This is a genomic window from Yersinia sp. LJYL362, from assembly GCF_048323875.1.
Genome location: NZ_JBLWEX010000199.1, coordinates 1 through 15,589 on the forward strand (window position 1 = coordinate 1; position 15,589 = coordinate 15,589).

A 15,589-nucleotide genomic window follows, 5' to 3' on the forward strand; every position below is an offset into this window, starting at 1 on the left:
AAAAATTGAAAGCAGCCCTAAAAGCGCGTGGCGAAGTGGCCGGTATCGCCTCAGAAGAAGAAGATGACATTGTTATCTTTGATGGTGGCCGCGCAGAAAATGCCAAATATGTGGTTCTGATGGACCCGCTGGATGGTTCTTCAAATATTGACGTGAATGTGTCCGTCGGTACTATTTTCTCCATCTATCGTCGCATCACCCCATTTGGCACACCGATCACAGAAGCAGACTTCCTGCAACCAGGCACTAAGCAAGTTGCGGCAGGCTATGTGGTGTACGGGTCGTCAACCATGTTGGTGTATACCACCGGTTATGGTGTCCATACCTTCACTTATGATCCATCGCTGGGCGTTTTCTGTTTATCCGGCGAAAAGGTGCGTTATCCCGCAACCGGTTGCATGTATTCCATCAACGAAGGGAACTATATTAAATTCCCATTGGGTGTGAAGAAATACATCAAGTATTGCCAAGAGCAGGATGAAGCCACACAGCGCCCATACACTTCGCGCTATATTGGCTCACTGGTGGCCGACTTCCATCGTAACCTGTTGAAAGGTGGGATTTATATTTACCCAAGCACCGCCAGCCATCCGCAAGGCAAATTGCGTTTGCTGTATGAGTGCAATCCAATGGCATTCCTGGCAGAACAAGCCGGTGGGAAAGCCACTGATGGGGTTAATCGCATTCTGGATATCGTGCCGGAGAAACTGCACCAGCGCGCACCTTTCTTCGTGGGCACTAAATCCATGGTTGAAGATGCGGAAGGCTTTATCGCCAAATTCCCGGATGAAGAAGCTAAGTAACTATCGCTAACATGAGAAAACAGCGGCCCACTAAGCCGCTGTTTTTTTTATGCTACGACCGCCAGCTCATCACCTTGTAATTTAAATACTGCCATACTGGCTGACAGCGCATCGGCTTGTTCCTCTAATGAACGCGTTGCCGCAGCCGCTTGCTCCACCAATGTGGCATTCTGTTGCGCCACCTGATCCATCTGAGCTATAGCGACATTCACTTGCTCAATTCCGCTACTTTGCTCATAAGAAGCAGCTGAGATTTCGCGCATCAATGCAGTGACTCGGTTTACTTCATCGGCAATCTCATGCATGGTTTTCCCTGCGGATTCAGCCATATCCGCCCCTTCCCGCACTCGATTTTGCGATTCAACAATCAAGTCTTTAATTTCTTTTGCTGATTGTGCGCTGCGCTGAGCCAGATTGCGAACCTCGCCCGCCACCACCGCGAAACCACGGCCTTGTTCTCCGGCTCTGGCGGCTTCAACTGCCGCATTAAGCGCTAAGATGTTGGTCTGAAACGCAATGCCGTCAATCACAGCAATAATATCGGAGATACGCCGTGAACTGGTGGTAATCGCCTGCATTTTATCAACAACGTGGCTGACGACTTGACTGCCTTTACTGGCGATATCTGACACACTCATTGCCAGACGATTGGCTTGATCCGAGTTTTCAGCATTCATTTTCACCGTCGAGGTCAACTGCTCCATACTGGCCGCAGTCTGTTCTAATGAAGATGCCGATTCTTCAGTTCGTTCCGCCAAATGGTTATTACCTGCAGCTAATTCTCGTGATCCAATACCAATTTGACCACCGACATCACGCACATTACTGACAGACACCACCAGCGATTGCTGCATGGTTTGTAGCGCTTTTGCCAGCCGGGCCAATTCCGTATTACCCTCACTGTTGATATTGTGAGTTAAATCGCCATCGGCTATATATTCCAACTGATGAATTGATTGCTCCAATGGCTGCAAAATGATGTATTTAAGCGCAAACCACGCCAATACCGCAGAAATTAAGGTGATTATGCCCGCAGCCACAATGATGGCTAATTTAATTTTGGCGGCACTATTGGCTTTATCAATTTGTAAATGGCCGGCATTCAACGCATAACTGCGAAAGGTCGCGACATCATTATTAAATACTTTGCTGATATCAGTAATGCTCTTTTCCAGCACCTCGTAATACTCGTCTGCGTAACCGGCCTTGATAGCCGTCAACATGGGTATAACGCCTTTATCTACATAATTTTTATAACTTTTTTGAATATTAGTCGCCAATTCCTGCCCATCTCCCCGCTCAGATACTGCGCTGACAAATCGTGCCATCTCCTTTTGCGATAATGCCAGCGACTCTTCGGCCTGCTTTGCAGTTTGCAAAGACTCATCAATCAAACCTATCTCTAATTGATGAATAGCCAATGCCGCCTCAGTTCTGGCACTTAATGTAGCAGTAAAGCTATTTGATAATGATCCCAGTTCCTCCCCTTGGATTTGATTTATGGCCTGTAATGCGCGTGAGCTTTCCTGGATTGAATTAATGCCAATTACGCTGACGATTAATAAAATCAATGACATAAGGCTTAGCTGGGCAATAAGCCCATTCTTAATGGTAATCTTTTTTAACATCGGTTTTTTCCGGTTGTGTGCAAATGGTTAAGATTACAAAGTGTTAGCAGTACAGCGGACGGTCTTATTATGTGATTAAGTTATCGGCGCTAAGAGAGTCGTCTTGAACCACCACCGGAAAAACAGCTTAAAATAGATGCAATTAGATAATGACGGTATTTTATCTTCCTGGAATGGCCTTGTTTCAGGCAATCTCACCATCATCAAGCAGTGAAAAGGACAGGAATTCAGATAAGACTTGGCTATAATAGCCAGCACTCCATTTCTGGTTTGATAAAAGGAAACCGACATGAGCTTGAACCAAGTACCCGCAGGTAAAGACCTGCCAGAAGATATCTATGTTGTGATCGAAATCCCGGCGAACGCGGATCCGATCAAATACGAAATCGATAAAGAGACTGGATCTCTGTTTGTAGACCGCTTCATGTCTACTGCGATGTTTTATCCGTGCAACTACGGTTACATCAACAATACCTTGTCATTAGATGGGGACCCGGTTGATGTGCTGGTACCAACGCCATATCCGTTGCAGCCAGGCTCAGTGATTCGTTGCCGCCCAGTTGGCGTGTTAAAAATGACTGACGAAGCAGGCGAAGATGCCAAGCTGGTCGCGGTTCCACACAGCAAACTGACCAAAGAATACGATCACGTTAAGGACGTGCAAGATCTGCCTGAGCTGCTGAAAGCTCAGATCAAACACTTCTTTGAGCATTACAAAGATCTGGAAACGGGCAAATGGGTGAAAGTTGACGGTTGGGAAGATGCCGCTGCCGCTAAAGCCGAAATCCTGTCCTCTTTCGAACGTGCTAAGAAGTAATTTCCTGTTTTATATAACAAAAAATACATAGCAAAAAGCACCTCCTGAAAAGGTGCTTTTTAAGTTAATCGCAAAAACACCGCCATTGTGCGGTGTTTTTTTTTGCTTATCTAGCTTTGCGGTTTATCATTTTCTTCATGGCGCTTAAGCCAATCACCACTATAAATTCGTGGTAATCCTTCAACCGGTAAACGGTAAAGGTATATCCAGGCACTGCCGTAAGGCGTCTGGATCAATTCACGCCGATAATCCTTGGTATTACTCTTCAGTTCATCTAACTCATTCATAATAGAAGAGTTAATCCGATAAACTTCACAATGCACAGTGCCATCTCCGGGAACCACTGCCGGATAATGACCTAAGTTGTACATATCAAAGCCTTCCAGGTCATGTTCGCCCAACAATTGGGCGTCCGTCATCCAGTGACTGTTACCTTGCTTGCGCCGTAAACTACCGTAGACAATAATTCGCATTGTTAGAACTCAAACTGATAAAGCACATCTAATGCCTGATCAATACCAGACACCGCTTCCAGATACAACCTGGGCATCAACCGATAACGTAATGTTAACGTAGCCAGCGAATCAAATATACCCACACCGTATTTTACTTGCAGATCTTTGGTGACATAGCCGCTCACCACCACTTGTGAGCTATCACCAACCCCTTGAGTATCCAGTGCCAAATTGCTGACGCCAAATGCCTCACCGATTTTACCCACAAGCTTACCACTTTGCGCAACCCCCATGCCGACCAGCATTGAGGTCATCAGTCCGCTGTCTGCTCCCGAATTACCCAGCCCTTGTCCACGTAACAAGTAAGATAGCGCTTCTTGCTGCGACATCGCCGGATCTGAGAATATTTCCAGCCGTGGTGAATCCGCCATACCTGTCACGCGCACACCAGCAGTCACGCCATCGGCAGTCGCATCAGGGTTACGGATTGCCTCAATATTAAGCAGCGGCTGATCCGGTGGCCCGGAGAACAGCAATACCCCTTTGTTAACAATCAAGTCCTGTCCATAAGCGCGGAAACTACCGGATGGGATATTAATCTGCCCATTCAGGCCCAAGCCGCGCTGGTCCTGTATCATTTTTAAATCGCCCTGTAGGCGCGCTTTCAGGCCAAATGCATTCAGGCGAACATCATTACCAACATGAATAACCAAGTTGCTGTTAATTGGGATACCAGCTGAGCGCGGTGAAATAGGCTGCAAATCATTATTGAGCATCACTTCATCCGGCGAGACACCGACGGCGCTTTCCGGTACTTCTTGCACCGTAATACGCGCCCACGGGATGTCCACCGAGCCATTAAGACTAAACAGTTGCGGCGTGGCTTCAAACACAATGTCCGGAGAAACATCAATCCGCACCATTGGCGGGACTGTGACCCGTAATTTATTACCTTTTGCCGCAATTCTGGCTCTCCAGGCATTGATATCACGCCAATCGGCATCACCGGAGAGATTAAGTTGCCCCTGCGAGGTGCGAATTAGCCCCTCTAGCGTCGAGGTCATACCGTCGAAATTCATCACCAGACGCCCTTCGGTGATATCAAATGGCATCCAACTACCATCGACATCCACATTGTCCAGCGCCAGCCGGCCAAAGACTAACGGGCTTTTCGCATTGCCGCCTAAACGGAGATTGGCATTTAATAAGCCAGAGGCTTTTTCACCATCACTCAGGATAGGATTGATCATTGCCAACGAGAAATTACTGATAGCAATGTTGCCGGATAGATTACGCCGCCCCTCGGGGTCAGCCACCTGCACCTGTCCAGAGAATTGGCCATTATTCACCAGTTTAATCAACCAGTCGGCCCGTACCTGCCCATTAGCCAAACCACCATTTAAATTCAGTGTCTCAAAGGCGATCGGCAGTGGATTACCCTGTACCATTTGTTGGACTTTGACGCCATTGCCACTGAGTGATACCCGCACATCTGGCAAGCTACCACCGGCTTTCCAACTCACATCGGCCCGTCCTGTAAACACACCACTCATCGTGGTATCCGGGCCAAAGAACGGTTTTATCATCGCTAAATCAAAGCGATTAAGTACCACACTCGCCTGCCCACTCGGGCCTGCTTCAATCGCACGCGGCACACAAAGTTCCGCATTCGGATTAAGCCAGCAATGTGGCCCGATGGTGACCCGCTCAAGTGTGTTTTGGTAATCCAAGGCGATGGCTCGACTTAAACGCCATTCACCTACCGGCGTATCAAAGCGCGTGTTGTTGAGAGTCCCGCGCCAGCGCTCTTGCTGCCGGTCAAAGCTTCCCTCCAGCGCCAACTGGCCGGAAACCGGTTCACCCTGCATATTCAGGCGCAACTGATGCTGTTTTTCACTGCCACGGGCATCTAATGTTAGGAGGCTGACCACCAGCTCGGCTTGCTTGAGCTGCTCAACCCTAATGGCCAGTTGGCCTTGAATTTGATCTGTCGAGCGAACATCACCATCAATCTTGACCCGATTAATGGTCAATTCTTGCCATTGCAGGCGGCTCGCGGTGAGATCTGCCAACAGTTGTGGCGCTTTAAGGTTACCGCGTAATTTCAGTGTGCCTTTGACAATGCCGCCCAATCCCGGCAACGCGCCATCAAGCTGCGGTGCATCGACATTGGCATCAAGCAGCCAGTTGTCATTTAGGTCACCTTTGACATCCAGCTTATTACGGCCTAATGCCAGATTGAGACCCGGAATATGCCACTGCCCTGCTGCATTACCGGTCAATGAACCGCGAGCAGTAACGCGATTCTGTTTCACATTGCCGTCCAACGTCAGCTCCGGCACTTGTAATTGCCAGCTGCCGCCATGAATACTGCCGCGAGTCACAATCTTGCCATCCAGTTTTGCCGGCCACTCCGGCCACTGTTTGGCGGTATTAATCCCTGACAGAGTTAATACCGAGTTCCAACTGATCGCCTTGCTCCAATCCACCACACCGGTCAGATCGGTATTACCTTGCAGCGCTGCCAGGCGCAAACGCGTCAGATTGAATTGCTCAACATTCCCTTTGCCGTCCAATGTGAAAATAGCGGGCGGCAAGTCAGTACCTTTAAAGTCCGAGCGGATTGAGAGTGCGTAATCTGTCGCCTGCCCATTAAGCCGCATTCTGAGATTATCGAGTTGAAATTGAGGTTCGCCGCTCAGTGGCCAGCGTAGTTGCTTACTTTGCAGGGTCAATGCCATTGGCAACCCCGCCTGTGCTAACGCGGTTTCAGCTTCCAATTGCGCGCTCACCGGGCCAGACAAGTTAAGCGCGACTTTGAGTTGTTCGCGTAACCCGCCGCCCACAGTCAGTTTCACTTTTTCGCCCTTCAGTGGCTCAATATTCAACGCACTGTTGACGGTGATACTCAGCGGCCACGTATCTGCCAGCGTCGCCTCACCACGGGCAGACAGCCCGCCCTGTGGCGATTTGATATCCAGTGTATCCAGTGTGATGCGGTTATCTTGAGTGCTGGCTTGCAGTAACAGACTGGTGATAAGCACATCGGTGTCACCGGTTAGCCGAAGCTGCTGCCCTGAAATCTCTTTAATCTGTAAATCCAGCGGCAAACGGAAGTCTGGCAAATCGGGTAATAGTGGCTTGGCAAATAGCTCTTTTAAGGTTTCACCCAGAGGAGTTTCGGCTGGCGCGGGGGCCGCAGCCTGTTGCTCAACCGCTTCTTTGACGGCGATAGCGGTTTCCACGGCGGGCTTCGCCGCATCAGGGACGATAGCGGTTTCCACGGCGGGCTTCGCCGCATCAGGGACGATAGCGGGCACTGTTTTTGGTAATGCAATCAATAACCCACTGATCTTAGTCGGCATCAAGTTTAATGCACGCTGCTGCCAATGCGCGCCAGTGCGGAATTCATTGAGTGAAATCGCCGTGTCATCAATAGTCACTTTGACATTATTCAGCGATAGTAAACGTAGGGTGATGGGATACGGGGTACTCAATTCGCCCATAGGTTCAGTGCTGGCAGGTGCGGGGGCGGCAGGTTCCATAGCTTTGGTATCGACCACCACATCTACATCTTGTGCTGTCAGCGCATTAACACACAGTTCACTGCGTTTCAGACAGGATAACTGCAATGACAGATGAAACTGCCCCGCTTTCACGGTAACACCCGGCATTTGGTATTGGATGCCTTTGAGTGTCAGATCACGCCAGCCACCGCTGACACTGGCTATATCCAGGCCAGGCACCCAACGCGCAGCACTGTTGATAACAAAATGCAAACCACTGGTGGTGCCAAGTAAGCCCGCCAGAGTTCCTACCAACAAAAGGATAATGAGCAAAAATGCGATACTGAGTCTCTTTACCCACCTCAGTTTCTTTACCGGCATCGGTTTTTCTGCCGGCACCTGTTCCTCTATTTGCGTCGGTTCTTTTATGCGAGTCATAGTTCAGGCCCCAAACCGATGTAAAATTGCACGCCATGTGCTTCGTTATCGCCAATAGGCTTCGCGATATCCAGTTTAATCGGGCCGACCGGGGAAGCCCAACGCACGCCAAACCCAGCGCCAGTTTTTAAATCACTTTTGCGAATATCATTTACCGCTTCACCGGTATCGACGAACACCGCCCCCCACCAACGGCCAGTGACGTTATATTGGTATTCGAGAGAGCCGGTAGCCAATTTAGAGGCACCAGTTAACTTACCTTCGCTGTCACGCGGAGAAATATCACGGAATTTATAGCCTCGAATACTGCGATCCCCACCGGCGAAGAAGCGCAGTGACGGCGGCACACGGTCAAAGTCATTGGTTTCAATCCAGCCTACATTCCCGCGTACCACAAAGCGATTTTTCTCACCCAGAGTGCGTATCCACACGTTTTGTGCCTGGAATATGCCGAAATCAACATCAGAACCCCAGGTGGTATCAGACCAATCAATGGAATAGCGTTGGCTATCCCCCCAAACCGGCATGGCTCCCCCACGCTGGCGGGTGCGGTTGATACTCACGCCCGGGTACAGCAGCATCGTGGTGTCAGTCACACTGCCCTGAGTAAAGTGATCCAAACTCCAGCGCAGGTTGATCGCGCGCTGCCAACCGCTGGATAAATCCCAGAAACGAGCAACGTTGAGTGTCGTGGTATCTGATTTAGTGTCATTAAGATCAGTGCGTCTAAACCCGCCCTGCAGCAGGTAATACTGCTCTAGTGGGTTTTTTAACAACGGGATTCGATAGCTGAAATCCAGCGTCTGCTCAGGAGCCGAGAGTGTGGTGCTGGTCGTCAGGCTGTGTCCGTAGGAGTTAACCCAAGGTTTACGCCAACTCGCCGTCAGGCGCGGGCCGACATCCGTGGCATAACCGCCCCCCAGCTCAACGGTATTCTCTGTTCGTGGGGTCACAACAGCATCAAGCGGCAATATTTTGGTTTTTTTCGCATCACGAAAATCTGGCGAAACCACCACAGAGTTAAACCAGTTGGTGGCGGATAGGCGGCGGTTCAACTCGGCCAACTCATCAGAGGTGTACAGCTCACCCTCATGAAATGGCACCAGATTTTGCAGATAGTCCTCACGGATTTGTGAGCCCTGGAAAATGACTTTACCGAAGCGATAGCGCTCGCCGCTGTCGAAATCGATATCCCAGAATGCTTCGCGCAGTTCAGCAGCAACGCCCAACTGACTTTTGATCATATTGGCGTCGAAATAACCGCGGCGTAAAGCCAGGCCAGTCAGTGAACTTTTGAAATTATCAAAATCGCCATGATTGAGAATAGAGCCAATTTTAGGCGTATCCCGGCGCACCAATGCCAGATAATCGGGATCGGTTTTCGCCCCGCCTTGCAGCACGATATCCACACCGGCAATCAAAACCGGCTCTCCGGGAACCACTTTGGCGATTAACACCGAACGAGCAGGTGCAGGGCGTTGTTGTAAATCGAAAGTAATGGTGGGGTCGTAATAACCCAAAGCACGTAGCCCCTGACGGATAGCCTCATCCACCCTGGAACGAAATCGCCCATCAGCCGTGACTTCATCAGTACCAATTGTTGATAAACGCGCCCTGACGTTTCTTTCTAAATCCCCGCTAAGACCCTCAACCTGCAACCGCACATTAGCGGCATAGGCGATAGGTGTGGCGAGCAATACACATAAAAAACACAGAATAGGGTATCGTGGCACGCGTACTCCTAATAAATTGTACTTTCCTGTAAAAACCGATCTTGCGGGCATTGCAAAAAAGTGGCATCAAACACACTATCATCCCGCGTACAAAGACCGATTAAAGCCTATAACCCCTAAAACTCTACCTTAAGCCGCTACATTTATGCGGAATGGGTCTTATTGTGTGCAAACTCGCAATCAGATACAACTGTCTATCGCCATTCACTGTAAACATCTTGTTAGCAATTTACTGTAAACTTAGGATTCACTGTCAACATCGGAGTCTATTGTGGTGCAAAATTTTGATAAAACTGCCGTCATTGATGCGGCTAATGCTTTGCCAGGCCGACTGACACCGATGCCGGTCGCAACTCTCCATGTGGTGAATGGACACTCCATGACACATGTCCCCGAGGGTATGGAAGTTGCTATCTTCGCCATGGGCTGCTTCTGGGGTGTTGAGCGCCTGTTTTGGCAACAACCGGGCGTATATAGCACCGCCGCGGGTTACAGTGGTGGATACACACCAAATCCAACCTATCATGAAGTGTGTAGTGGCCGCACCGCGCACGCAGAAGTGGTTCGAGTTGTGTTTGATCCTGCCATCATGAGTTATCAGCAACTATTGCAGATTTTCTGGGAAAATCACGATCCCGCTCAGGGAATGCGTCAAGGTGGAGATGTCGGAACGCAATATCGTTCAGCTATTTACGTGTTGACCCCCGAGCAGGAAACGCAAGCGCAAGAGAGTCAGACTCTGTTCCAACAAGCCATGACAAAAGCAGGTGACAGCCGAGCTATCACTAGTGAGATTGCCGTTGCCCTGCCGTTTTACTACGCCGAAGATGACCACCAGCAATATTTATACAAAAACCCACATGGATATTGTGGTTTGGGCGGTATCGGCGTTTGTATGCCTCCTAATTTGTAAGGCTGGCGGCGCTCTCATCGCTGCTGCTATACTACTTCGGGCTGTTCATATTCAGCCCGATAACGACTTTCTGCCGTTATCCAGAAACTAATTGAATTAACCGAAATAACAGTATGGCCCTTCCTTACGATCGCCGGCGCTATCGTCGGTACGACACGGACAGATTATGTTAAACAGTATTTTACTGATTCTATTTTTAATCGCAGTGAGTGCCTTCTTCTCGTTATCAGAGATTTCACTCGCAGCATCGCGAAAAATTAAATTAAAACTTCTGGCAGATGAAGGCGATATCAACGCCTTACGAGTACTTAAATTACAAGAAACTCCGGGGATTTTCTTCACCGTGGTTCAAATTGGGCTGAATGCCGTCGCCATCCTCGGTGGTATTGTCGGTGATGCGGCATTCTCGCCCTCTTTCAAGGTGGTATTTGAACGTTTTATGTCGCCTGAACTTGCCGATCAAGTCAGTTTCATTTGCTCATTTGTCCTGGTAACCAGCTTATTTATTCTGTTTGCAGATTTAACCCCGAAGCGCATCGGTATGATTTCACCTGAAGCGGTTGCTGTGCGGATCGTCAACCCGATGCGTTTCTGCATAATGATTTGTCGTCCATTAGTTTGGTTCTTCAATGGGATGGCGAACCTGATCTTCCGTCTATTCAAGCTACCAATGGTTCGCAATGATGATATTACGTCGGATGATATCTACGCGGTCGTGGAAGCGGGTGCATTGGCGGGGGTGCTACGCAAGCAAGAACACGAGCTGATTGAAAACGTTTTTGAACTGGAATCCCGCACCGTCCCTTCTTCCATGACGTCACGCGAAAGTGTGATTTATTTTGATCTACGGGAAAGCGAAGACAGCATCAAAGAGAAGATTTCGACCCACCCGCATTCAAAATTCCTGGTCTGCGATGGTCATATCGATCAAGTGGTGGGTTATGTTGATTCCAAAGACTTATTGAACCGAGTCTTGGGCAACCAGAGCCTGGTGCTCAGCAGCGGTGTGCAAATCCGCTCAGCGTTAATTGTGCCGGATACTCTGACTCTCTCTGAAGCGCTGGAAAGCTTTAAAACTGCCGGTGAAGACTTTGCGGTTATCCTCAACGAGTATGCGTTGGTTGTTGGGATAATTACGCTGAATGACGTAATGACTACCTTGATGGGCGATTTGGTCGGCCAAGGGCAGGAAGAGCAGATTGTCGCCCGTGATGAAAGCTCATGGCTGATTGAGGGCGGTACGCCAATTGAAGACGTCATGCGCGTGCTGCATATCGACGAATTCCCGCAATCGGGCAATTATGAAACTATCGGCGGCTTTATGATGTATATGTTACGCAAAATTCCAAAGCGTACTGATTTCGTCAAATATGCCGGTTATAAGTTTGAAGTGGTGGACATCGATAGCTATAAAATCGATCAGTTATTGGTGACCAAACTCAGTGATCAGCCAGCGCCAATATTGCCAAAAGCACCGCATGAAAGCAGTGACGCATAACCGCTGATATTTTTGTGATGATTGAAACATTAGCGGCTCCTATTTAGGAGCCGCAATTAATTCGAACCGGGGATGTCACTAGACTTCAGTTTGCAGACGCATCACTTGCCGGTTAACTTCCGACATCACCTCAAAATGGCGTTTATCCCTAACTTTCGGGATTAAAATTTTGCCCTTATCAAACTCAAAAGCCCCCATATCCTTGATATACAACCGACCGCGAAATAGCGTTTTGACATACATCGCGATTTTTGCCGGATTGTAACGTTGGAAGATCCTCATTGTTTTACTTTCCTCCCATAGCACTAGTACGTACCCTCTGGCGCCTTAGCGACCAAGATCACAGGTAGCGTAAGATAATTGCAGAGTAATAGACCTAGAGTATGGAGTTAAGTTCCCGCAAAACCAGTCATTGATGCTGACTTTACATAATATTACAGTGTGAGTGAGATAAAATGAGAGCTTAAGGCAGAATAACCATCTGGTCAGTGCCAGAAATAATTATTTTAGACAAACAGGACAGACCTCTGATCTGCACCTATTATTGGGAAACTTGTCTGCTGTCAGGACTAAGTCATCATTCATAAGATCCTAAAGGACATCCCATGATAAAAAATAGCCTGCTTATACTGTCGTTGCTGTTAACCCCCTTTATGGCTAGCGCGCTCACCATCCAAGTTGACCAGCGAGTTCCGCCGGTAGGTGTCAGCGATAAAGGCGAATTAAACTACGATAAGGCTACTGATCAGTTTAGCTATAAAAACTGGAATAGCTCACAATTGCCCGGCAAAGTGCGAGTTGTGCAGCATATTGCTGGCCGCACATCAGCAAAAGAACTGAATGCGCCGTTGGTGGAAGCGATTAAACACGCCAATTTGCCACACGAACATTACCAAACGACGACAATCGTCAATACCGATGACGCCATCATCGGTACCGCGATGTTTGTGCGTAATAGCATTGAAAGCAATAAGCGGGAATTTCCCTGGTCGCAGTTTGTGGTCGACAGCAATGGGAGTGTCAAAAAGGCCTGGGGTTTAGCGGAGAAAGGGTCGACTATCGTGGTACTGGACCAACAAGGAAACGTTAAGTTTGCCAAAGACGGTGCGCTGACCGCAGAAGAAGTGCAGCAGGTCATCGACCAACTGCACCAGCTTGTGAAACAGTAAAACTAGAACAAAGACACTCTAAAGCCGGGGTTCAGGAAAGATTCACGTGGGATATAAGAAAGTGGTTTACCCTGCCAATCGTGAACTTGTGCCCCGGCAGCTATGGCGACTGCATGCCCAGCGGCGGTGTCCCACACATTGGTCGGCCCAAAGCGAGGATATAGCTGCGCTTTTCCTTCCGCGACCAGACAAAACTTGAGTGATGAACCCACCGCTACCGTCTGATGTTCGCCCAATTGCGCCAAATAATCTTCCAACTCAGCATCACTGTGAGAGCGGCTGACAACCACCAGCGGCGGAACGGCATCACGCACCTCAATCTGCATACGCCGACCACACTCTTCTTTCCATGCCTGGCCGTTTTCCGCGCTATACATCACTTCGCTCACCGGAGCATAAACTACCCCCAACACCGGTACCCCTTGCTCAATCAGGGCGATATTGACGGTGAATTCGCCATTGCGACTCAAAAATTCTTTGGTGCCGTCCAGTGGGTCAACCAACCAATAGCGCTGCCAGTGCTGGCGCACTGCCCAAATCGGTGGGTCTTCTTCAGATAACAGAGGAATGTCAGGGGTCAATACCGCCAACCCGGCTTTGATAATTTGATGGGCGGCAAGATCCGCCGCCGTAACGGGCGAATCATCTTTTTTATGGGCCACATCAAGGGGCTTCTCCCCCTGATAGACCGCCATAATCGCCACGCCTGCCTCGCGGGCCAACTGGCAAATTTGCTCTAACATCATCCACCCCTTGGTTTTATGAGTCATGTCGAATATTGATAGTAATTGTTAAATCAATAAGGGTTCCTGGAACTTGTCACTCACGCTATATTCATTCTAGAACGCAAAGCTAAAATAAAAATTAATCATCGCAATGCGTAATACCTGTTTGGCAGACTAATTATTTTCCGTCCAAATAGCCACCTTTGTTGGATAACCCTCAATAAAATCAGGGAAATTTGCCTACTGCAACTGTGAGCATCTCCGCGTTATCCAAAACCATTTTCTGCCAAACTTCACACTTTGTTATGACGACCTATTAAATTTACATATTCTTTTGCGATACAGGTCGAATTGTTTTCTTAATGGAAAAGCCACGATGGAGAAAGCCATGTTTAAGCGTCCGCTGACGTTATCCCTTCTTGCCAGCCTGATTGCTCTCACAGCCTCAACCGCGCAGGCCGCAACTGTTGATTTGCGAGTACTGGAAACCACCGACCTGCACAGCAATATGATGGATTTCGATTATTACAAAGATAAACCTACGGAAAAATTCGGTCTGGTCCGTACGGCAAGTCTGATTGAAGCGGCTCGCCAGCAAGCCACTAACAGTGTGCTGGTGGATAATGGCGACCTGATTCAGGGCAGCCCACTGGGTGACTATATGGCCGCTAAAGGGCTAAAGGCCGGTGAAATTCACCCTGTTTATAAGGCAATGAACACACTGGATTATGCCGTCGGCAACATCGGCAATCATGAATTTAATTATGGTCTGGATTATCTAAAAAAATCACTGGCGGGAGCTAAGTTTCCCTATGTGAATGCCAATGTCATTGATGTCAAAACCGGTAAGCCACTGTTTCAGCCTTATTTAATTGTTGATACCCCAGTAAAGGATCGCGACGGGAAAAGCCATAATCTACGTATTGGCTACATTGGTTTTGTGCCTCCGCAAGTCATGATATGGGATAAAGCTAACCTTACCGGCAAAGTTACCGTCGATGACATCACCGAAACTGCTAAAAAATGGGTACCGGAAATGCGTAAGCAAGGTGCCGACTTAGTGGTCGCAATCCCCCACTCCGGCCTCTCCAGTGACCCTTATAAAAATATGGCGGAAAACTCGGTTTACTACCTCAGCCAGGTGCCAGGAATTGATGCCATTATGTTTGGCCATGCCCACGCCGTTTTCCCGAGTAAAGACTTTGCCACTATCAAAGGGGCGGATATCGCACAGGGGACATTAAACGGTATTCCAGCTGTAATGCCAGGCCAGTGGGGTGACCACCTTGGAGTAGTTGATTTTGTGTTGAATAATGACCAAGGCCAATGGCAGGTGACTCAAGCCAAGGCCGAAGCCCGCCCTATCTTTGATAAAGCGACACAGAAATCGCTGGCCGCCGAAAATGCAAACCTGGTGAAAGTGTTAGCCGCCGATCACCAAGGCACCCGTGATTTTGTCAGCCAGCCGATCGGCAAAGCATCGGATAATATGTATAGCTATCTGTCGCTGATCCAAGACGATCCGACAGTACAAATTGTCAATAATGCCCAGCGCGCCTATACCGAGCACTTTATTCAGGGCGATCCTGACTTGGCCAATTTACCGGTACTTTCTGCCGCAGCACCATTTAAAGCTGGCGGCCGCAAAAATGACCCTGCCAGTTTTGTCGAAGTGGAAAAAGGCGAACTGACCTTCCGCAACGCCGCCGACCTCTATCTTTACCCGAATACATTGGTGGTAGTGAAAGCCAGTGGCGCGGATGTTAAGCAGTGGCTGGAGTGCTCCGCCGCACAATTTAATCAAATTGATGTGAATAGCAGTAAACCGCAATCACTGATTAACTGGGATGGTTTCCGTACTTATAATTTCGATGTTATCGATGGGGTTAACTATGAAATTGATG

Annotated in this window: 12 protein-coding genes; 6 read left to right on the plus strand and 6 right to left on the minus strand. The window is 48.8% G+C overall.

What is annotated here, in order from left to right:
• Nucleotides 1–803, plus strand: an 803-nt coding sequence (gene fbp / locus ACNSO8_RS10180; RefSeq protein ID WP_418394531.1) for a class 1 fructose-bisphosphatase, incomplete at its 5' end; no start/stop codon positions are given.
• Between the two features lie 47 nt (nt 804–850).
• On the opposite strand, the gene ACNSO8_RS10185 is transcribed toward fbp, so the two are convergent.
• Entirely contained in the window at nt 851–2,431 is a 1,581-nt protein-coding gene (locus tag ACNSO8_RS10185; protein WP_019084248.1) for a methyl-accepting chemotaxis protein, read from the minus strand.
• Between the two features lie 289 nt (nt 2,432–2,720).
• On the opposite strand from ACNSO8_RS10185, the gene ppa reads away from it, so the two are divergent.
• Nucleotides 2,721–3,248 (plus strand): inorganic diphosphatase, encoded by a 528-nt coding sequence (gene ppa, locus ACNSO8_RS10190; protein WP_002210169.1) that lies wholly within the window; start codon nt 2,721–2,723, stop codon nt 3,246–3,248.
• Nucleotides 3,249–3,358: 110 nt separating this feature from the next.
• Here the strand turns inward: ppa and ACNSO8_RS10195 are convergent, their stop codons facing one another.
• The 3 genes from ACNSO8_RS10195 to tamA all read right to left on the minus strand — a co-directional run bounded on the left by ACNSO8_RS10195 (nt 3,359) and on the right by tamA (nt 9,380).
• The gene (locus ACNSO8_RS10195; protein ID WP_019080701.1) at nt 3,359–3,721 is read right to left on the minus strand and encodes a gamma-glutamylcyclotransferase family protein; all 363 of its coding nucleotides are present in this window, start codon (nt 3,719–3,721) and stop codon (nt 3,359–3,361) included.
• Between the two features lie 2 nt (nt 3,722–3,723).
• Nucleotides 3,724–7,575 carry an autotransporter assembly complex protein TamB gene (gene tamB, locus ACNSO8_RS10200; protein WP_418394534.1) on the minus strand — a complete coding sequence of 1,284 codons (3,852 nt, stop codon included), beginning with the start codon at nt 7,573–7,575 and terminating at the stop codon, nt 3,724–3,726.
• 68 nt (nt 7,576–7,643) lie between these two features.
• Complete coding sequence (gene tamA / locus ACNSO8_RS10205; RefSeq protein ID WP_019080703.1) at nt 7,644–9,380, minus strand: autotransporter assembly complex protein TamA; 1,737 nt, start codon at nt 9,378–9,380, stop codon at nt 7,644–7,646.
• A gap of 274 nt (nt 9,381–9,654) precedes the next feature.
• On the opposite strand from tamA, the gene msrA reads away from it, so the two are divergent.
• Together msrA and ACNSO8_RS10215 are read left to right on the plus strand one after the other, a co-directional pair.
• Nucleotides 9,655–10,293: a peptide-methionine (S)-S-oxide reductase MsrA gene (gene msrA / locus ACNSO8_RS10210; RefSeq protein WP_026017984.1), complete on the plus strand. Its 639-nt coding sequence runs from the start codon at nt 9,655–9,657 to the stop codon at nt 10,291–10,293.
• Nucleotides 10,294–10,459: 166 nt separating this feature from the next.
• A complete protein-coding gene (locus tag ACNSO8_RS10215; RefSeq protein WP_005175426.1) occupies nt 10,460–11,791 on the plus strand; it encodes a hemolysin family protein in 1,332 nt (443 codons plus the stop codon).
• Between the two features lie 78 nt (nt 11,792–11,869).
• Here ACNSO8_RS10215 and ACNSO8_RS10220 read toward each other — a convergent pair whose 3' ends face one another.
• Nucleotides 11,870–12,073: a DUF1107 domain-containing protein gene (locus tag ACNSO8_RS10220; RefSeq protein ID WP_005156335.1), complete on the minus strand. Its 204-nt coding sequence runs from the start codon at nt 12,071–12,073 to the stop codon at nt 11,870–11,872.
• Nucleotides 12,074–12,396: 323 nt separating this feature from the next.
• Here ACNSO8_RS10220 and ACNSO8_RS10225 point away from each other — a divergent pair, with 323 nt between their 5' ends.
• Nucleotides 12,397–12,960, plus strand: coding sequence for a YtfJ family protein (locus tag ACNSO8_RS10225; protein WP_418394532.1), 564 nt, complete (start codon nt 12,397–12,399; stop codon nt 12,958–12,960).
• 2 nt (nt 12,961–12,962) lie between these two features.
• Here ACNSO8_RS10225 and cysQ read toward each other — a convergent pair whose 3' ends face one another.
• Nucleotides 12,963–13,703 carry a 3'(2'),5'-bisphosphate nucleotidase CysQ gene (gene cysQ / locus ACNSO8_RS10230; protein ID WP_050159024.1) on the minus strand — a complete coding sequence of 247 codons (741 nt, stop codon included), beginning with the start codon at nt 13,701–13,703 and terminating at the stop codon, nt 12,963–12,965.
• 358 nt (nt 13,704–14,061) lie between these two features.
• On the opposite strand from cysQ, the gene ACNSO8_RS10235 reads away from it, so the two are divergent.
• A partial coding sequence (locus tag ACNSO8_RS10235) for a bifunctional 2',3'-cyclic-nucleotide 2'-phosphodiesterase/3'-nucleotidase (protein WP_418394533.1) occupies nt 14,062–15,589 on the plus strand: 1,528 nt, incomplete at its 3' end.

Excerpts from the sequence above, each read along its gene's own strand:
- ACNSO8_RS10185 (WP_019084248.1), bottom strand. The coding sequence starts at position 2,431 with ATGTTAAAAAAGATTACCATTAAGAATGGGCTTATTGCCCAGCTAAGC.
- ppa (WP_002210169.1), top strand. The coding sequence starts at position 2,721 with ATGAGCTTGAACCAAGTACCCGCAGGTAAAGACCTGCCAGAAGATATC.
- ACNSO8_RS10195 (WP_019080701.1), bottom strand. The coding sequence starts at position 3,721 with ATGCGAATTATTGTCTACGGTAGTTTACGGCGCAAGCAAGGTAACAGT.
- ACNSO8_RS10215 (WP_005175426.1), top strand. The coding sequence starts at position 10,460 with ATGTTAAACAGTATTTTACTGATTCTATTTTTAATCGCAGTGAGTGCC.
- ACNSO8_RS10220 (WP_005156335.1), bottom strand. The coding sequence starts at position 12,073 with ATGAGGATCTTCCAACGTTACAATCCGGCAAAAATCGCGATGTATGTC.
- ACNSO8_RS10225 (WP_418394532.1), top strand. The coding sequence starts at position 12,397 with ATGATAAAAAATAGCCTGCTTATACTGTCGTTGCTGTTAACCCCCTTT.
- cysQ (WP_050159024.1), bottom strand. The coding sequence starts at position 13,703 with ATGTTAGAGCAAATTTGCCAGTTGGCCCGCGAGGCAGGCGTGGCGATT.